Origin of the sequence: Bradyrhizobium sp. AZCC 1721, from assembly GCF_036924715.1 — a bacterium.
In the GTDB taxonomy this organism is placed as follows: Bacteria; Pseudomonadota; Alphaproteobacteria; order Rhizobiales; family Xanthobacteraceae; genus Bradyrhizobium.
Genome location: NZ_JAZHSB010000001.1, coordinates 7045979 through 7064875, shown reverse-complemented (window position 1 = coordinate 7064875; position 18897 = coordinate 7045979). Strand labels below are relative to the sequence as shown.

Sequence of the window (18897 nt, the reverse complement as noted above, 5' to 3'; positions counted from 1 at the left end):
AGGCCGGTTTCCCGCCTCCCCTGGAGCCCATTTCGACTCCGCCGGTTCAACAGGATCCGGCAGACTCGAATTTTGTCCACCGTCTATTCGGCCGCCTCCGTCATCGGAACTACCGATACGAAGGTGCGGCCATTGGCTTTTGCACGGAATTCGACATGACCTTCGACTTTGGCAAAGAGAGTATGGTCGGTGCCCATGCCGACATTAAGGCCGGGATGCCAGGTGGTGCCGCGTTGACGCGCGATAATGTTGCCGGGAATCACGTGTTCGCCGCCATACGCCTTGATACCAAGGCGCTTGCCCGCTGAATCGCGTCCGTTTCGCGATGAACCGCCTGCTTTTTTGTGAGCCATGGCCCGTCTCCGATCTCTCGAATATTTCTAGATCAATTCCTTGACGGAATCATTTCACTTTTTCTCACGCCTCAACTTTCGTCGAGGCGCATTACTTCCGATCGCTCTAGCCGTTCGCGGCGGCTTTCCTGGCCGCTACTTCTTGGCGGCCTTCGCCGCCTAGTCGTCCTTGGCAGCCGGTGCGGCGACCTTTTCCCTCTTCGGCCGCGGGCCGATCGAAGGCTTGGCGTTATCGGTCAGGATCTCGGTGACGCGAAGCACCGTGATCTCGTCGCGATAGCCGCGCTTGCGGCGCGAATTCTTGCGGCGACGCTTCTTGAACGCGATCACCTTGGGGCCGCGCTTGTGGTCCAGCACTTCGGCCGCAACGGAAGCGCCTGCCACCGTCGGCGCGCCCAGCATCGGCGTGTCACCGCCGACCACCAGAACTTCACCAAGCTGCACGATCGTGCCGACTTCGCCGGCGATCTTGCCTATCTCGAGCACATCATCCGGAACGACGCGGTACTGCCGGCCGCCGGTTTTGATGACTGCGAACATCGTTTTTTTCCTTCGTGTTCGATCCCGGCCTCGGACGTATTCCCGAAAGGGCTGTCCGGGTCGGCTTTTTGGTCAGTCGTTATGGGTACGATTTTCGCGCGGCCGGGGAGCAAACCCCTTAAGATTTCGCGCAAAACAAGCGGCGCGAGAAATCCCGCGCCGGATGCGGGGACTTATAGCCGCAGAATGCCGTGAGTCAAGGCAAAGAGGCCCCAAAACCGGCCAACAATGAAGGATTTGGGCCAAAAAAGCGCGAATGGCTACTCGCCCTTCCATGAAACCAATGGGTTCCCCGCCCGTTGTCGCCAGCGAAGATCCGGCAGGGGCTCGGCACATGGCAGACGACAGCATAACGACCACGGGGATTGCCCGCCACGGGGCCACCCGCCTGCCGTCGGTCGAGGTCGACAGTTTCAACATCGAGTTGAAGGACGATGAGGGCTTTCTCGGCGACCGCGCCAGCAAGGGAGCCTTCCGCAAGATCCTGGACAGCTTGCGCAAGCCGCTCAGGAAGAACGGCGACGATCCCTTGGGCAAGAAGTCCGCCGGCGAGATTCCCAAGGACGATCTCGATGAGGCGTTGGTCGGCGCCGATGTCGGCGCCGCCGCGCTGGTGCATAGCGCGATCGAGGAATTCGCCCAGGAACTGGCCTATGTGACGCGGCGGTTCCTCAAGACCAAAGCGTGGGCCGATACCGAGCGCATAGTGGTGGGCGGTGGCTTCAGGCAGAGCCGGGTAGGCGAGCTCGCGATCGCCCGCACCGACATCATCCTCAAGGCGGAGGGGCTTGAGGTCGATGTGGTGCCGATCCGCTTTCATCCCGACGATGCCGGCCTGATCGGCACGCTGCATCTGGCGCCGTCCTGGATTTTCGAGGCCCATGACAGCATCCTCAGCGTCGATATCGGCGGCACCAACATCCGTTGCGGCGTGGTCGAGACGCGCTGGAAGAAAGCACCCGATCTTTCCAGGGCTGAAGTGTGGACGTCCGAACTGTGGCGGCATGCCGACGATGAGCCGACGCGCGAAGGTGCGGTGAAGCGGCTGGTCAAGATGCTGAAGGACCTGATCGCGGCCACAGAGGCCGAAGGCCTGAAGCTTGCGCCCTTCATCGGCATCGCTTGTCCCGGCGTGATCGACGAGGACGGCTCGATCGAGAAGGGCGCGCAGAACCTGCCCGGCAATTGGGAGAGCAGCACGTTCAACCTGCCGACAAGCCTGGTGGAAGCGATCCCGCAGATCGGCGATCACGACACCGCCGTGGTGATGCACAATGACGGCGTGGTGCAGGGCCTCTCCGAAGTTCCCTTCATGCAGGATGTCGAGCACTGGGGCGTGTTGACCATCGGCACCGGCCTCGGCAATGCGCGCTTCACCAACCGGCGAAAGGACAATGGCAAGGATGAGAAGAAGGCCAAGAAGGGCCGGGATTAGTAGCTTTTACGCGGGTAGTAAGGTTGACTGGTTAGGTTAAAACCGGGTTCGCGTTGCCGTTTCGCGCCGCCTTGCTACCGTCATTTCGTCGCTCCGGCTGACCGGCGAAGCCGCACTTCCCGGCCAGGATTTCAAAGCAGCGGCACGGGACCGTCAGTTTTTGTCGCGTCTGGCGGTCCCACCTCTTTTCCAACAGCCGACTGGGGCCGCTTTTGGCGAATTTCTCCACCCTGCGCCTTGTCTGCCCCGGCTTCCTCGCCTAGAACACGCCCCGACCGCAGGGCCGAATCCGGCCCGCCTTGGCGCCTGGAGAGGTGGCAGAGTGGTTGAATGCACCGCACTCGAAATGCGGCATAGGTGCAAGCCTATCGGGGGTTCGAATCCCTCCCTCTCCGCCAAACTGGACAAAAACTCCTTTATATTCCAAGGCTTTCGAGATTGGGCTTTCATGGCGCCCATACTTCAGCCCATACCAAGTACGATCGACGATGCGCCTAGGAGCCAGAGAAGGCCACGCGGTTTTGGAAGCGCAAGCTTAGCGTTTCGGAAGTTTGACGCTCCACATTACGGTAGAGTAGTTGCGGATCAGGTCTTTGGGGAGCCCTTGCGCACGGCCGATCGACTGGCCCAAGAGCGCTGACTGCTGAGACCCAGGGGTCGAATATTCAGCAAACGTACGTTTGGAGCTCGGAACCGCGGGCCTAAGGGAGTTGATGGTCTCCTACCACGAGCAGCGAGGAAACGGGGCGTAAGGCAAACGACTGGGTCCCTCCGCCGAAAAGGACGGGCGTGAGCGCCTGCGCAAAGCCAATAAGAAAGAAGTGGCTCGGGAAACGAAGGGCGAAAAAGAAACCACCCTCACGGGCCTAAACGTTCCTCAATGGCCCCGGTATGGCACCTGGGATATCCGAACGTCGCGCGAGAACTACAGAGATGTTGTCTACGGCGCCCGCGCTGAACGCCTTTGCGGCAAGTTCACGCGTAGATCGAAGAGGGTCATGGATCGCCCTTAGGATGTTGGCGATGACATGATCGCCGACCATATCCGTCAGACCGTCGCTGCACAGGAGAAGGGTTTCTCCGGATTCAAGCGGAGCGTCGACGGTGATGTGTGGTCTTGTAGCGACGCGAAGCCAAGACCCTCCTAATGCCTGAGTGATCGCGTGGGACGTGCGGGGACCTGGTTGCTTGTCTTTAGCTTTAGGCACATCGTCCTTGCTGAGTTGCACTAGCTCGCCTGCGCTGAAAAGGTAGCAGCGGCTATCGCCAACGTTGAAAGTGAGCAGTCTGGTGGGGCTCAGAACGGCTCCCACTACCGTCGTGCCCATACCTAGCGTTGCCTCATCTTCCTGCATCAGTGCAAAGAGATTTTGATTCGCCGCCTCAATCACGTCCCCGCAGCAGCGGGGAATCGCGAGCCGATCGGCAGCCGCAACCAGGTAATCGAGAGCCGCTCGGCTGGCTATCGCGCCATGCGCGTGGCCACCCATGCCGTCCGCGATCATTAGAAGGCAGCTGTCGTTCGGCGCCGTCATGACCAACGGCGCGTCCATATCGCCAGCGAGGATACGGGTACCAATAGCGATGGCGTCCTCATTGTCCGGACGCACGCGACCACGATGGGTGAATGCAGCTATCGTCCAGTCCAGCATGCGACGTCTCTGTCTTTGCGGAGGAACTCACAACAATGAAGCTGCGCTCGGCGCCGCCTAATTGCGAAATTCAGAAAACTGGTAGTGAAGTTAATAGTGCATTTGCATCGCAATGCGCGAATGGCCGGGTCGCGCCCCGGACTTGTCCTACCAACCCTGACGCATCCAGGCGTCGAGATCGCGTGACGATAGAACCCGTTCCGTATACTCCCAGTCGAGCCCGTGATCGTCCATGTCCTGATTGTAGCGAAGCTCCATCGGCGGCTTTGTCATCTGAACTCGTTGTGAAAAATTCACAACGGCAGATCGGTCCTGGAGGATCGCCGCGATCCAATCGTCCTCGAAGGCGTCCGGGAGCTGGCCCAGAACCGAGAAGATATCTCCAAACCGGTTCGACAGTGCGGTGTAGACATCGTCCTCCACCGTGCCGGCATAGCGCAGGTTCAGAACGTGCACGTTGTCGCGGATTTGGCCGATCCGCTGTACGCGCCCCTTGCGCTGTTCTAGCCGCGATGGATTCCATGGCATATCGACATTCACCTGGGCGCCAAGACGTTGAAGGTTTAAACCCTCGCAAGCGGCATCGGTCGCGCAGACAAGCCTGATTTCTCCGTCCTGAATGCGCCGTTTGATTTGCTCGCGTGTCGCCGTCCTGCGCTCTCCACCGCGGGCGACAAACGATGCCGCACCGCCGGCATAGAGGGCGACGGGCTCGTCGGGAAAGGCGTCGCAGAGCGCGTCTAGTACCCACTCAGCAGTGGTCCGATACTGGCTGAAGATAATCGCACCATTGTCCTCAAGCCACCGACGCTCCCGGAGGAAGTGCAGTATCACCTGTACTTTCGGATCGACATCCGACCCCTCGATCACTGCGGTGAGATTGCGCTCGACCTCGCGGAGGTAATGGATCTCCTGCGGGTCAGGAGGCGCACTCTCACGGGGCTCACCCTCGTCGCCAATTTCGTCTTCCGACAGGAGCGGTTCATCGATTCGACCAAGCAAGCGTTTGGCGGTCTCTAGCCCCGCTAAGGCCGACGAACCGATCCGCCGTAGCAGAATTGTCCTCAGAAAGCCTGCACTGGGGTATCTTTGCGCGTAAAGTTGACTGAACGCCTCCGCCGCCTCGTAGGCGGCTTGAAAGGCGAAGCTCATCTGCAGCCCATTGCCATTGAACAGCGCAGCCGGCAATCCATCGTCCCCTCGCGGGTGGACGATCACCCCAACGCGCTTCAACAGTCCCTCGGCTTCCAGCATCGGTCTGGTACGACGTACGACGCGGCGGACGATCGGATTGTGCCGCTCGGCGAGGGTGCGGAAGTCGTTCAAGAACTCTGTGCGAATATCGGCGCTCAACTCGTCATAACGGGGCCCAAGCACCTCACGCGATGCAAGGCCTGAGTCACTGCGGATGTCGCGAAAAACCGTATGCTCGGCTGCAGGCGGCAAAGGATTGCGGAAGAGGCTCCACCTGTTGGTATCGTTCGTCGGCCACGCTCGATCGCCGGTGAGGAAGCGGATGGACTCTTCGCGAACCCATTCTCCGCCATCGAATGGCGCGCCGAGCACCTGCGGTGCTCCTTGCCCCAAACCCATCAGCAAATCCCAGAGTTCGACGGCATTGAGTTGGATCGGAGTCGCTGTGCCGAGGATCACGTTCGTCGCTTCGCGCGAGACCGTCCGCAGAAACGTTAGCAGGTTGTTCGGCTTCGGCGCATCGCGGCCGTTCTGCCCTCGCGAGGCTCGTGCCTTGTGCGCCTCGTCGAGAATGACGACACCGAACCGCTTCCGCGCCAGAGCGCCGCGTTCGGCTTCATCGTCGCCGTTGACGATGAGGCCGGTCGAGATGATGCCGACGCGCCAAGGGCACTTCGCCGCAAAGCTCGGATCACCTTTCTGAGTCAGCGGTCGGCGCTCGCTGTCGAGCCAGCATTTCTTTGTAGTCGACCAGACCGCCGCCGGCACGCCAAGCTTATCTTCAAGCTCTTCTTGCCATTGCCAGATCAGGGTCGCCGGCGCGAGGATCAGCACAGGCTTGTCGTCGAGCAGTGAGAGCACCAGTGCCGCCGCCGCCATGGACAAAGTCTTGCCGAGGCCCACGTCATCGGCGATCAGGTACCGTGCCTTGCCATGCAGACGCCAATCCTCGACGCATGTCTGGACGAAGCGCTTTTGCCAGGGACGCAATATCTGTCCGCCCTTGTAGATCGGCCGTTCGGCCAGCACCGCTTCAACTGGAACGCTGCCGTCCGCAACGCGGGCGGCCTCGATCGAGCGATACTCAATCCGGCTCGCCATCGCAGCAACGTGCTTAACCACGGCATCGGGCAGATCGACGCCCTGCCGCCAAAAATGCTCGAATTCGTCGCGCACCCAATGGGCGGCGGCGGCGTCTTCATCGCCCCAAAGGATCTCGTAGGCGTGGCGGAAGCCGGAGGCGCTGTCGTTGACGCTGCCGACGAAGGAATAGACGCGCCCATCGGCGTGTTCGATCACTCCGGCCTTGCCGTGAACGAAAACGTTGTTCGTATCGCGGGGCACGACGCGCACCTTCATGCGTCCGGAGCCGAGAAGATCGTGCAGGCGTCGGTAACGTTCGCGAGCAAGCAGCAGGTCTAATCCGTCCTCGGTCGATTGCCAGGATGAAACGAGCGTGCGAGCCAGCGCCTCCTGCCCGTCGCGCGCGGCCTTTGCGACCTTCACGTCGAACGGGTCGAGATCGCCGTTGCAGACGACGCGGATCTCGCCAACCGTCTCCAGCGCCTCGCCCACAACTTCGAGCAAGGACGAGCGGAAGTAGCCGGCGATGCGGAGGTAGCGTGACGCGCCCGCGAGCCGCGCGGTCAGAACCGGGCCGAGCGCTTCGCGGCGTGAGGAATAGCGCTCGATCGCCATCGCTTACACCCGATCGAGCTTCAGTGCTTCGGCGAGCTCGTGGGCGGCGTCGCTTTCCGCCGACCTAGCGCGCTTGGTCTTCAGCGCGACGTAGCTTGCAAGCGAGATCAGTTTCTGTCGCCGCTGCCAGTAGTCGGCAGCATATTCGGTCTTGAGAATGGTGACGCCGCGCTTCGGTTCGAGCACGCCACCCTCCATCGTCTTCCAAATCGCGAACAGCACTTGCCGTAGCTGCGAGGCGGCGAAGCCTTCGCGCGAATCTCCATGGTCGGCGAGCATTCGGCCTTTTAGGTCGGCGGCGCCGGCTAGCGCGGCGGCGTTGGCGGCGGTCGATGCCATCAGTTCGGCATAGTTACCGAAGGCGAAGCTCTTTGCGAAGTTTTGGAAGTCCGCAACCTTGGCGGAGCCCTTCGCCTCCATGTCAAGCATACGCACATAGAAGCGCTCGGGCGTCTTCAGGTCGCGCCACATCTCGCGCGGGAAACCTTCGGGGACGAGCAGGTTGTTGGCGACGCTCTCAGCATAGCCTATAAGCTCGCGCAACATCGTCGTCTCGCCCTTGGTGAGCTTGCGGTAAAGGTCGCGGTCGAGCGGCTGGCGGTCGATGGTGGAATAGGCGGTCACGACCTGAAGCGCCGCCGCATAGGCCGCGAGAGTCAGGTCACCATCGGTGTAGAGGGTCTCGGCGTTGGCGCGTTCGTGCCAGCTATCGTCGAGGGCGGTGAGGCGGGCGAGCTGGTCGGCGACGGCCTCCTCGATTTCTGCCTCGATCTCCATGCGCCGGGCATTCGCTTCGCCGAGCCGCTTGCGCAGCACAAGGCAGACGGTGCCCTGGACGTAGTTACCCTCCTTAAGGGCGCTCTCGGTTTCAGTCACCACGTTCCAGGCGGCGGTGACCGAGAGCCCCGCGGCCCAGAGGATGGCGCCGAGATCGGCCCAGACGCCAGCGTCCTGATGTGTAAACATGACCACCTGTAGGCCGTTGTCGGGCATGTGGCGGGTCATGGAGGCATAAGCGGCAACCATGTCGCGGCGGAATTGCTCGTCTTTGCCTTTGATTGCGAGGTTGCGCCGCGAATCCCAGATCCATTGATCGAAGGGCGGCGGCGGGTTCTTGCGCAGCCAAGCGATGAAGAACTCGGTGATCTCGTGGTAGTTGACGGCGTCTGCGTATGGGGGGTCAGTGACAAAGATGTTCGCAGAATGATCCGTGTCAACGGCTGGCGAGGTTTCCACCTTCGAGTCTACCGAAAGCGGAAAGCTAGCAGTCTCATAGCGATCGAGAAAGGCAACGATCTCGTTGGCGCTCCGTATAGCGTAATTGATTTGCGTGTTTAGAGCTTGATTATCGAATGTCTCGCCAGGCTTTTCCGCTGTAACCGCAACGCCCGGCCGTCCCGGATGGCCAGGGTTCCACCTGCAGAGTTTGGTCATGCGGTCGAGCGCTTTGGACGTTTGCAACTCAGCGGAGGCCGTGCCAACAGATGAGCGGATCAACGCTCCAAGAAGAAGAGAACGCGCTCCGAACAGATGATGCCAATGCGTCCATCCGCGGGTGCGGATTGGCTCGTCAGTCTTTTCGCCCGGCTCGATTGGCATGTCGGGCACAAGGCCCTCGTGCTGCCAGCGCGCGAGGCTTTCGCGGACGATTGCATCGACCTTGCGCTCGCGACCCAGATCGTCCTCCGTAACGGGGGCAAAGAAGGTCTCCTGTCGACCCTTTCCGAGGGTCTCCTTCGAGATCCACTGGATGCAATACAGTCGCTCCTGAAAAATGTCCTCCGACCGCGGCACAAAATCTGACTTCTCCCAGAGGCGTAACCGGTTTCGTGTGGCGCCGTCGACATCGCGATAATCGCCACGAATCGTCTTGATCTCGACGCCCGAGCGCTCCGGATTCAGCGGGTGGACGAGCCGTCCGTCGCGCACCGTGCCTTGCTCGGCTACGGCCATTTCCGCCGCCGATGCGCCGGAGTGGACCTCGATCTTGTACCGCTTCGCCGCATGGTCCGGCACAAGCTTCGCTACAACATTGCGCGTCTTGGAAATGACCCACGACGGCGCCATCGGGACCATCCAACCGGTGCGCGGGCAGCGCGTCTCCAGGCAGTAGAGATAGGCTTTCGCCCTGTTGCCCTCGGCGTCATGCTCGATGCCAAGCCGGGCGACCTCAGCGTCCACTGCAGCCGCAGCCTCACGCTGCGCGGCGTCGATCTCCGCCCTCCGCTCGTTCGACGCGCCGATGATATTAAAGGCGCCCCAGGTGAGCATGCAGGCGATGGGATTGAGGTCGGATGCGTAAACGTCACAGCCCATGCGCGCCGCTTCGAAGGGAATCGACCCGCCGCCGCAGAACGTATCCGCCAGCTTGGGGCGCTGCCCGAAGCGCGATACGCCCAACTGCTCGACAAGCTCGGGAATGCTTTGCGCGGTCGTTCCGAGATGGCGATTGATCGAGGGCCAAACGGGGCTGAGCAGATCCGACTCGTCGCACTCCTCCGGGCGGCGGACGTGTTTCAATCGTTCGGCGTACGGGAGGCTCGCGAACGCCTCCGCCACCCGCGCCTGCCGATCAACTTCGTCTAGGTCGGCGCGCCAACGCCAACCTGTTTCGACCTCCTCCGTCAATTCGTCTGCCAAGGTGGGAAAGAGCTCGGCAAACTCAACGGCGCTCGCGGACGGTTTTGTTGCTCGACCGCTCTTGGCGAAAGTCGCAAGGGCTTTGAGCAAACGCTCTCGCGGGTCGCCCGGCTCAATTGGAGTCCGAACGGAGGCCGCTCTAGTTCTTAGCTCCTCTACTCGAAGATCGCTTCGCCAAGCTCGCGTGCGATTGAAGGCGACCGTCTCCGCATGTTCAGGAAACAGACGAGCAAACTCGGAGGCGCTGCCGTTGAAGCGTCGTCCGAACGCCCCGTCGTCCATTGCCATCAGCTTCAGGAAGATTTCGAGATCGGCCGCCGCGTCACTTGCCGGTAGCAGGGAGCCGAGCACCACAGCCCGCACGAGGATGAGAGGCTTGCGCCCTTTCCAATAGGAGCCGAGCGCCGTTAGCGTCTGTCCCGCGCCGGCCTTGCGCTCTTTATAGGCCTCTGCTGAGAGGCGCCCGACCGGAAGCTGTCGTTCAATTAAGGACGGAGCATCCTTCAGGGAGAACGGTGCAAGACCTGAAGTTGGCGAGGCGATAGCGGCGGCGACCTTCATAAAGACTCACTCGGCTGGAACGGGCGCGAACAGGAAGCCCGGCCCCTCATTCTTCTTCGGCTTCGATTTTTTCTTTGGCTGCACGAAGCCGGTATTAACCCGCGGCTCCAGCGTGCCGCGCCCTGCGACCGCGCCGAGGTGGAAGGTGTCTGAGCGCGTGCCGAAGCAGAGCGCCTGCCGCAGTGCGCCGCGCCAGCCCATGCCGGCTTGATGAGCGAGGCCAGTCGCCGCTGCCGTCATGGTGTAGAGCCACCATCGCTCCTCGGGCTTCAGCCCGTGCCAGTTACGGATGGCGACCGCGATCTCCTCGGGCTTCACATCTGGCGCCTCGATCGCCCAAAGCAGTACGAGCAGTTCCTTGCCGAACAGCCTCTGCACAGCAGTCTCATCCGCGCCCCAACGTCCGGCGGGCTTGCCTTCGAGCTTGAGGCGGCGGTTGAACTCGGTGCGCGCCTCGGGCGAGACCACATCCCAAACGTCGCGCGCGGCCTCGCAGCGGAACACCGTCTCTGGCGCCCATTGCGGTTCGCGGTCGCTTGGCGGGCGGCCGAATACCTCGAACACCTGCACCTTTGCGTCGCGCCCTTTCGTGAGGCGCACGAGATAACCGTGCTCCTGATAGATGTCGGCGCAGTCGAAATTCGCAGGTGCAGTGCTCATACTTTCACTCCTGCTTCCATTCAACACGATCGAAATCAAGCTCGAACGCATCGCAGAACGTCATCAGATCGCGTCCGGACGAAAAGGCAATGCCGTCCAGACGAAGCTTCACTGTCGGTGCGGATGCAGCGAGAAGGGCGGCCAGCTCCTTGACCTTTTGGTCGAGCGCCGCCACAGGCACGGCGACATCGCGCCCGAGGCGGAGCGTCAGGAAATCGCCTTCCGAGCGCGTGCCGTTGAGATCGACAGTGCCTCCGAACACCTTCGCGTCCGACAGTTTGGCCAGCCGGTCAAGCGCCGAGAAGGCGGCCGCCGTGTCCTTTGGTTCGAAACGCGAGGTCATGATGGCGGCGGTGTCCGGCTTCAACGCAGCTTTTGGCTGGAAGCGCGTACCGCCGGTATCGTCCATACCTGACGCAAGCGGCGCCGTCTCCTCCTGACTGAACAGGCCGTTCACCTCGGCCACGACGCGAAGCTGCTTTGCCCCCGTAGGCGCATCCATGTCGCCATGGGGTACTTCGGGGCCGCTCTTCGGGTCGGACCCGTCGAAGGTCGCGCGAATGGCCGCCGCCCGCGGAATCGCTACGAGCGATACGCGATAACCTGTGGAGGTGCGTTTCACGTCCGGTTTGACACGGATCGGCGCGCGCCACTCGCAGGGGTCACCCATCTTGGCTACACCCTTCGAGTCGACGCCGAGAAACCATACTGCCGGTGCCATTGTCTCGTACACGCGGCCGTCGAGTTTTTGCGCCCGTGCCGGATCGGGCGGACCGCTCTCCGAGACATAAACGATGTCCGCATCTTCCGGTGAGACGTTCACCTGAAAACGGCCCGTTACCATTGGGTCTTGCGCGAAATCATCCTGCCGGGCTGTGACTCGTGTGACGCGCTCCCATTTCTTCGCAACGAGGCCGTCTTTTTCGCGCCAGAAGCCGCGCTGAACGGCTGCTCGTGTCAACTGCTCTAGGCCGCCTTTCGGTAGCCAGAACCAGCCGGAGCGGACGGCTGCGTTGCGCCGGAGCGAAGCGTGTTGGACCGCGTCCGCGTCGAACAGGATTTCTTCGGCATCTAGACGCAGAGTCTCGAACTCGGCGTCAAATTTGTCGCTGGATATGAATTTGCCGCGCTTCGCCAGAGTATCGATGATCTGTTGCTCGCCGGAATAATCGTTGCGGTCGAACTCCATGCGGAAATCATCAATTGAGCGCAGATAACTTTTCTTGGTTCGATCCCGCATCGGGAAGACGATACTTTTGAACGTTTCGCGCAACGCGCTCGTAAAGGCTGCGGCCTCGCGTGCGCGAACACCATCAAGCTCGGCCATCTGCGGCGAGCCTTGGCCATGCTGCGCCTTGATTCGCTCTTCTACTTTCGCGATAGCCCGTTGACGTCGCGCGCTGGTCCTGAGCGTTGCGACGGCGTTGCGGTCAGCCGTGAGCACAAGGACACGATTTTGCAATTCCTGTTTGTTCCACCAGTTGACGAACTCATCGGGAAGTTTGTCGGCGGGCTGCTCGAGTATGATCAGCGTCGGGCGCTCGTCGTCGAGCTTGATGTCATCGAGGGCTGGCAGTATGGCGATGTTCTCGGAGTAGAGCGCGCCGCTGCGCGGCTTGAATACCTCCTTGAGCTTCTCGCGGAGGGTCTGGTCGACCTGCTCGGTTGCGATATTTCCGGCAATCTCGGTGATCTCCGCCGTTACGTTGGCGGTCTGGCCGAAGAAGACGCGGTTGTCGACGCCCTTGAAGAGATACCACGCTTGGCCTTCAAGGCGACTCAGACTCCCCTTGATCTCGGACACGTCGAGCAGTGGATCGACGAGCGTCTCGATCAGCTCGCCGTCGGTGAGGCCTCGCAAGGGCGATTCGGCTGCCGAAAGGGACGACATCAGCAACACCTTGGCGACCGCTGAAGCCGTCGGGTTGCCATCGGCTGCATCAATCTTCTCGGCGAGCGCGTTACCCCGGTCGGCCACGTCGCGGGAGATGGCATTGGAGTAGCCTGGATTGATCTTTCGGATTTCCTCAATGGTCGCCTGGTCATTGAAATCGAGGTGTTGCAGCCCGATCAGGAACGCATTGCTGTTGCCGGCCATCGCGCCGCGAACTGCCAAGCGCATCAGGCGAATGAGCGCGCGGGTCTTCTGATAGCCGCGATTCTCGGCGAAGCGCGCAACGATGTCCCGAATGGAAGGGTGAAACGGATAGGTCTCGCGTATGCGCTCGATGAACGTCTCGGGCGTCGTCGGGATCGTGTCGACGCGCTTCGCCTTCTGAAGCGCTGAAACATAGGCCTGCGCGACCTCATCGATCTTGTCGGCCGAGGGCAAGGCGTCGAACAGCCGCTTCCGAACGATGGCGAAGACCTCGCCCGTGTTCTGCTGGACGGGGGTGATTGCCTGCGCGTTGCGATCGTAGTGCTTCGTCAGGCTTTCGATCAGCGTGCGCAGCTGGCCCGAGCCGTCGAGATAAACGTCGTCTTTCAGGTTCGTGACCACGACGCAGGCGCGCGGGCACCGTGGAAGGGCATTGAAGAGGCGCTCCAACGCCCCGATCGTGAGATCGCCAAGGGTCGTGTTCCCCACCGCTTCGCCCTGCGCCATCTGGAGATAGCTTGGCAATTCGTCCAGGAGGATCAGGACAGGCTCCTCGCCAAGGATGGAAACCCATTCGTCGACGCCAGGCGTCCTCGCCCCATTGCGCCAGAACGGGGCCATGACGTCGCCGCGGCCAAGCTGTTCGGCGATATAGCCCCAGAGCAGGGTGTCGGGGTTCTGGTGTCCGTTGAAAATCACGACCTTCGCCGCGCCGAAATCATTGCCGTGTGCGATCTTCGGAACTACCTCGCGGCGAAGCCCTGGATCGGAGGCGAGGAGGCCGAACGCGATCAGGCTGTGCGTCTTGCCGCCGCCCATAGCTTGGGTCAGATAGAAGGCGCCATCTTCGGACCTGCCAGCCAAGCGATCGAAGCCGCGCTTGACCAGCAGCTCAAGGCCAGCAGTGAAATGGTTCCGCTTGAAGAAGTCCCGACCGTCTATCTTGCTGGCCGCGAAATCCTCGATCTGAGCGACCTGTTCGACCAGGCTGTCCGTTGAAACGACTGCGTTCGGAACGCAAAGTTGTTTTATTGTTGCGATTGACATGGCCCCGCCCACTAGATCGGGCGGCTTGGTTTTTCGGGCCGCCCGTCGGTGACGCGCGGCAATGGCCGAAAGATTGGAACTTCTCCTGCCCGAGAAGTCCTCCCATACCGCATTCGGGGAGGGTTGTCCGCGTAAACTTCCGACCAATTTGGCCTGGCCCCCATTGTTAACAAGTAACCGCGCTCTCCCGGGGCGCAGAACCCGAAGATCGCCGCCGATGACGGCCCAGAGCTGCTCCCGGCTCGCCATCGGGCGTTATATCCGTGACGAAAGTCATGTCGATTACGGTCGGTCTGGTTCCTAGGCCACGATGCGGCCGTTAGTCCGCGCTTCTTCAGCATAGGCAGACAGGGGCTTGTCCGCGACGAAAGTGCGATCGCGTTCGATCGGCAGACCGAGCGGACCTTTTACTGCCGTGATCTCAGCCAGGCTGAGATAACCGAGTTCTGGATAGCCGAGACCGAGATCGCAGAGGCCGAACAACCGATCCGGATCGTCAGGATCAACTTCGCTGATGAGCCACGTAGCTCCAGCATCCGGTGTGAACAGCTTCACCACTGGAAAATGGTCGCCTCCGTTGAGTGCGTTCACGAGCAATTGGACTTGATCGGCGACGGTGAACAGGGTGCGATCTGCTTTCAAGAGGCACCTCCACGGCTGGCTTTCGACGAACGTGGGTGGACCTTTGACCGCCCGGTAGCACTGGCGGGGACCGGGTTCGCGATCTTGCCAACCGCCTTGGGAGCATCGCCCTCCCGACCGGGCCGTCCTTCTGAATTGTTCGAGGAGGTGAGATTGGTCGCGGCAAACTCATGTAGCGCGAAGTCATAGACACGCTCGAAGTCGCAATAACGCCGCCAAAGCGCAGTTGCGATCTCCGATGCTCCGGCGTCGGCCAAGACCGCGATAACAGCTTCCAGTGTCAATGCCTTGAACCCGACGCGGGTGCTGTCGCGGTCCTCTTCGCCGATCAGTTCGCTTTCGTAGATGCGAAAAGCGGCGTTGACGCGCCGATTGAGGCGAGGACCGACAGCAACAAATAGTGCGCGTGTGGTGATACCCTGGTCCACTGTGAGCTGTGCCAGCATGTGTTCGCGCCACAATTGCTCAAGCGCCAAGGCACGCAGCCTGTGGCTCTGCGGATCCTTGAACAAGCGCACTTCGCGGGACGCTTCGTCATAGCGAGGGCGCATCCGAGCGGCCGGACCAGCCATGTCTTCGGAATACTTGATCTCGAAGAATACGGTCGCCTCTTCGCCATCCGGCGTGACGACACGCATGGCCAGATCGAAAGCAGTGCCATCGGCGAGGAATCGGTCCTCATGGCGGCCCGGGGAGTGCTCGAAAGTGATACCTTCGACAGTGTGAACGAAGTCGGGCAGGAGACGCCGGAATACGCTTGTCGCGAGACGCGGGTCGATGACCATTGGCCCGAACAAATTGAAGACCAGCGGCATCGAACTCAGCGCATTTCTGAACAGCCGATCCTCATCGATCATGGCGCCTTCTTCGCGCATCACCAGCTCACGCCGGACCAGTCCATGAATGGCAGGAGACAGGAAATTCCTCCCAGCATCGGCTGCTTCTGGACTTAGACAAGAGCCGAGCTCCATCGTGATCGCGGCATCGGCTGTTCCCTGGACGTGAATGCCAGTCGGGATGCCCTGCTCGCAAAGCCAGAGGTACTGGAGCAACCGGGCCGCGCGGCGGAAGCGAGTGTCGATACTGAAGTGAACATTGTGGCGACGGAGGACGTTTTCTGGAACGAGCGGAACGCGCGTCATGGGAGTGTAGAGGTGACATTCGATTGTCGAAACGTGAGATTTCATTGCGATTCCTGTGCGCCTGGTTGGCAACAGGAATTCGGACGGAGCGTTCAGAAGTTGCTGCTCTGATCGGATCCATTGTGAGTGGCCACTCAATTAACGGTTGAAGCAGCGGTCCGGTGGACGCGAGCCGGCGCCGGGCGGGATACCGGTGCGGCGTGATCTACATATTGTGACAACTTGGGTTGATCGCGCTGCATGTAGAGCGGTTGCGGGCCAAGGGGCCGCCAACTGCGTTTTTTGCCTCCTGAACACTATATTACTCAGCAGTGCGTCATCGATGACGGCTTCAGCCTGAAGCCGTCGGGGCTCTCTGCAACCTGTGAGAGCAGATGAACGCGCTCCCAAAGCGAGACGAAATGCGGTCCATGCGGCTGGTAAACGGCTCGAGCTTCGGCTCGACCGTCTGCTTTGCTGTCGCGACTTTCGGAAGCACGTGCACGCTTTTGGAAGCGTTGATTGTCCACTTTGGAATTTGGGCTCGGGGATCAACGAAGAAATCTAGCTCTCACAGCAGGTTATCTGTCCTCAGACTCAACAAAACCTTCTGGAGAAATGCAGATGAATGAGACGAAAAGTGAACTGGTAACGTATCTGGAAAGCGTAGACGGCCCGGATCGCGCGCGCGTCCTCTGGGAAGCTGGATTGGCCGGCTTGTATGACACCACCGATCCCGATCTGACGCGGCTTTGCAACGCGGCTGCAGGAAGCGGCAATGAATGGTCGAGACGATTGAGCGCGATAATGCCTCAGCCGCCTCGGCGGACGCGAGAGCAGTTCGAGCACGACCGGCGATGGCAGCGGGTGCGTCACCACTATCCCCTGACCAAACCGTGCCCTTGGGTGATGGCGGCGGCGCTGGCGCAGGACGAGGAATCCGCGGAGAAGGAGTATGGAACGACGCTGCCGGCTGAAAAGGGGAGCGCAAGCGCCAAAGTAATCCAGTTCGATCCGGATCCATTGGCGGCGGCTTTAGGCCGGCACCTTTACGAACACGCTCGGGAGATGTGGCCGCACTTCATTGGGCCTCTGCCGTATGCACCGCCGCCCCGATATCAGCGTCCTGGGGCGATGGTCAACCCTTTTAGGGTCACATCGGTGCCGCGACAGATGAAGTCCTCCTTCCTCACGTCAAAGGATGTTCAGAAGGTCTACGATGCGATGGCCTACGGCATGTGGAAGGACGGCACCGTGCTGAATGCTCACGCGGTCATCATTTGGTCAATGATGGGACTCAGCGAGCTCGAAGGGTGCGACATCTTGGGGCGTTATCTTAACGAAGCACGGAAATGGGTGAATGTCGGCGGCGGATTTCGCGGTCGGCGGCTGTCTGCTCGAAGCCCCCTGACGAAAGTCGAGTTGAAGTATGTCTATGTTCATGAAAATGCACCCGGCCGTGGCTTTCATTCGCATGTGCTGATGAATTTGCCCCCCGTGCTGCGCAACGAGTTTGATGCTTGGTCCCGCTCATGTCTGGTCAGGCTAACGGGGCGCAACATTCACCGCGATGCATACCGCCTGGTGCGCAGCTATGGGAAGACCAAAGCCGAAGAGGTGCGTACCGCGTGGCGATGGTTCCGCTACGTCGTCAAACAACTTCACCCGAATGAGCAATTTGCATGGAAGGATCATGCTGCGCGGGAAATTGTGCAGATGAACGGCCGCGATATTCTCAATCCGTGGTCCGTACGAACGGCTATCGACGTGCAGCAGATCAAATTGACTGGCGCGTCACACAATATCGGTAAGAAGGCTCGAGATCAGGATGGGTTCAGATCCAGACTCTATCGATCCGATATCGACAATCTGTACGCTGGACTGGAACTGGAAGAGGGCAAGAGCTACCGAGAGCAAGAGGCTGAGCAAGAAGAACTGCTGAAGACTTTACAGATTTGATCGTCGCAACGTGGCTAGCTTCCCCTTTTGACGAAAATTCCGAAAAAGGTGAAGACTGGCCGGTTTCTAAAATCGCGCCGAGAAGAGTGTTTCAGCGGTCCGCCGCTGAAAGCTTTCGCAGGCCGGTACGGAGGTCGCCACATCAGAAGCTCGCGAGCGGAGCCACGAAAGTTTGTTCTTCAACCTGAAAAGATTTCGTCAACAGTATCGGCGCAAAGCGGACAGGCGGCGACGGATCGGGCGCTGCTTAGTCTCGGCGCCGACTGAGCTGTTCAGCCAGATCGAAGTTTGGGCTGTCGCGCCGCATTCGTGTCGAAAGAATCACTCGCGGGCGCTTCAGCTCCTTTCTGTCCTTTTTCGTCACTTGCCCCTCGATCGCGCGCCGGATGTCCTCGGGAATACCGTCGACCGGCTTGATGGGGGGCGGGGTAGGCGCGTCCGGCGCCGCAGCTACTGCAGTTCGCGCCCTCTGCTCTCCGAGCCGACGGGCGACCACGTCAGGATGGAAAGCGCCCGTCAGACCGGGCAGAACCGCTCGCTCTAGCCCGACCATGAACTGCGTTGTGCCGGCAGCGGCGGGGTCGCGCTGCTCCGTCACAGCGGCCGGCCAACACAGGATCTCGGAGAGCGGCATGAAGCGGTCGCGCCAATAGTCCACCTTCTTCTGCGTCCTTGCGCAACCACCGAAGACAACCGGTGCTACGTGATGCGCGAAAACCAAGTTCACGCCCTCGATCGCGGGGCGATTGTGCGTGGCGGGAGCGAGGGCGGAGGTCGGGTGGTAAAGGATATAAAGCGGTAGTGTGGCCATACCGGCCGGCGTGGTGGACGCGTATGCAATGAGCGTTTGGGCCTGCTGACCAGAAGGGGAACCGTGGTCGAGGTGGTGGTAGTACCAGTAGCCGCCGCTCTTTAGCTTCGCGAACTGCGCGCGCTTGGCCTGAAGAATCAGGCGGAGGTAGCGGCCTCCGTTGAGCTCGAGTGGGGCGGCATAGATCCAGTCCATGTCGCCGCCCGTGGTTGGTTCGTCTGGAAAGTCGACCCGAACGCCAAAGGCTTCGAGCCCGACGAGGCTGGCCATGAACAGATCGGTAACAGTCTCCTCGCGGAAGTTGCGAGTGAGGCCTCGGTCACGCTCCAGCAGTTCGGCGATCCGGGGTGAGAAGGAATGGGCTAGTTCGCAAAGCATCGACCAATTACCGGCAGCTCCCCCTGCCTAGAGCCTGTGGATGCCGGTAGCACCTTAGCGATGCTGACGGTCTGATGCAAATTAGATCGGATGGACGTCGAAGTGCTG

At 60.8% G+C, this 18897-nt stretch carries 12 protein-coding genes and 1 tRNA gene; 3 read left to right on the top strand and 10 right to left on the bottom strand.

The window, feature by feature from the left end:
- Positions 1-83: 83 nt before the first annotated feature.
- Positions 84-353 (bottom strand): 50S ribosomal protein L27, encoded by a 270-nt coding sequence (gene rpmA / locus V1273_RS33525; RefSeq protein ID WP_028348532.1) that lies wholly within the window; start codon positions 351-353, stop codon positions 84-86.
- 159 nt (positions 354-512) lie between these two features.
- The gene (gene rplU / locus V1273_RS33520) at positions 513-893 is read right to left on the bottom strand and encodes a 50S ribosomal protein L21 (RefSeq protein WP_334365569.1); all 381 of its coding nucleotides are present in this window, start codon (positions 891-893) and stop codon (positions 513-515) included.
- Between the two features lie 334 nt (positions 894-1227).
- On the opposite strand from rplU, the gene V1273_RS33515 reads away from it, so the two are divergent.
- Positions 1228-2328, top strand: coding sequence for an ROK family protein (locus V1273_RS33515; protein WP_334365567.1), 1101 nt, complete (start codon positions 1228-1230; stop codon positions 2326-2328).
- Between the two features lie 308 nt (positions 2329-2636).
- Positions 2637-2726, top strand: a tRNA-Ser gene (locus tag V1273_RS33510).
- 468 nt (positions 2727-3194) lie between these two features.
- On the opposite strand, the gene V1273_RS33505 is transcribed toward V1273_RS33510, so the two are convergent.
- The 7 genes from V1273_RS33505 to V1273_RS33475 form a co-directional block, all read right to left on the bottom strand.
- Positions 3195-3980, bottom strand: a complete 786-nt coding sequence (locus V1273_RS33505) for a PP2C family protein-serine/threonine phosphatase (RefSeq protein WP_334412098.1) — start codon at positions 3978-3980, stop codon at positions 3195-3197.
- A gap of 147 nt (positions 3981-4127) precedes the next feature.
- The gene (locus tag V1273_RS33500; RefSeq protein WP_334412097.1) at positions 4128-6872 is read right to left on the bottom strand and encodes a helicase-related protein; all 2745 of its coding nucleotides are present in this window, start codon (positions 6870-6872) and stop codon (positions 4128-4130) included.
- A 3-nt stretch (positions 6873-6875) separates the two neighbouring features.
- On the bottom strand, positions 6876-10073 hold the full coding sequence (locus tag V1273_RS33495; RefSeq protein ID WP_334412096.1) for an anti-phage-associated DUF1156 domain-containing protein: 3198 nt from the start codon (positions 10071-10073) through the stop codon (positions 6876-6878).
- A gap of 6 nt (positions 10074-10079) precedes the next feature.
- Positions 10080-10733: a DUF3780 domain-containing protein gene (locus tag V1273_RS33490; RefSeq protein WP_334412095.1), complete on the bottom strand. Its 654-nt coding sequence runs from the start codon at positions 10731-10733 to the stop codon at positions 10080-10082.
- Between the two features lie 4 nt (positions 10734-10737).
- Positions 10738-14127 carry a DUF499 domain-containing protein gene (locus V1273_RS33485; RefSeq protein WP_334412094.1) on the bottom strand — a complete coding sequence of 1130 codons (3390 nt, stop codon included), beginning with the start codon at positions 14125-14127 and terminating at the stop codon, positions 10738-10740.
- A gap of 51 nt (positions 14128-14178) precedes the next feature.
- Positions 14179-14502 carry a DUF2958 domain-containing protein gene (locus V1273_RS33480; protein WP_442894178.1) on the bottom strand — a complete coding sequence of 108 codons (324 nt, stop codon included), beginning with the start codon at positions 14500-14502 and terminating at the stop codon, positions 14179-14181.
- Between the two features lie 14 nt (positions 14503-14516).
- Entirely contained in the window at positions 14517-15707 is a 1191-nt protein-coding gene (locus tag V1273_RS33475) for a PGN_0703 family putative restriction endonuclease (RefSeq protein ID WP_334412093.1), read from the bottom strand.
- A 558-nt stretch (positions 15708-16265) separates the two neighbouring features.
- Between V1273_RS33475 and V1273_RS33470 the strand changes: the two genes are divergently transcribed.
- Positions 16266-17600 carry a hypothetical protein gene (locus tag V1273_RS33470; RefSeq protein ID WP_334412092.1) on the top strand — a complete coding sequence of 445 codons (1335 nt, stop codon included), beginning with the start codon at positions 16266-16268 and terminating at the stop codon, positions 17598-17600.
- Between the two features lie 247 nt (positions 17601-17847).
- Here V1273_RS33470 and V1273_RS33465 read toward each other — a convergent pair whose 3' ends face one another.
- Positions 17848-18789, bottom strand: a complete 942-nt coding sequence (locus tag V1273_RS33465) for a DUF6615 family protein (RefSeq protein ID WP_334412091.1) — start codon at positions 18787-18789, stop codon at positions 17848-17850.
- Between the last annotated feature and the right edge of the window lie 108 nt (positions 18790-18897).

Coding starts and splice junctions, on each gene's coding strand:
- rpmA (WP_028348532.1), bottom strand. CDS start 353: ATGGCTCACAAAAAAGCAGGCGGTTCATCGCGAAACGGACGCGATTCA.
- rplU (WP_334365569.1), bottom strand. CDS start 893: ATGTTCGCAGTCATCAAAACCGGCGGCCGGCAGTACCGCGTCGTTCCG.
- V1273_RS33515 (WP_334365567.1), top strand. CDS start 1,228: ATGGCAGACGACAGCATAACGACCACGGGGATTGCCCGCCACGGGGCC.
- V1273_RS33505 (WP_334412098.1), bottom strand. CDS start 3,980: ATGCTGGACTGGACGATAGCTGCATTCACCCATCGTGGTCGCGTGCGT.
- V1273_RS33500 (WP_334412097.1), bottom strand. CDS start 6,872: ATGGCGATCGAGCGCTATTCCTCACGCCGCGAAGCGCTCGGCCCGGTT.
- V1273_RS33495 (WP_334412096.1), bottom strand. CDS start 10,073: ATGAAGGTCGCCGCCGCTATCGCCTCGCCAACTTCAGGTCTTGCACCG.
- V1273_RS33490 (WP_334412095.1), bottom strand. CDS start 10,733: ATGAGCACTGCACCTGCGAATTTCGACTGCGCCGACATCTATCAGGAG.
- V1273_RS33485 (WP_334412094.1), bottom strand. CDS start 14,127: ATGGCGAGCCGGGAGCAGCTCTGGGCCGTCATCGGCGGCGATCTTCGG.
- V1273_RS33475 (WP_334412093.1), bottom strand. CDS start 15,707: ATGAAATCTCACGTTTCGACAATCGAATGTCACCTCTACACTCCCATG.
- V1273_RS33470 (WP_334412092.1), top strand. CDS start 16,266: ATGAATGAGACGAAAAGTGAACTGGTAACGTATCTGGAAAGCGTAGAC.
- V1273_RS33465 (WP_334412091.1), bottom strand. CDS start 18,789: ATGCTTTGCGAACTAGCCCATTCCTTCTCACCCCGGATCGCCGAACTG.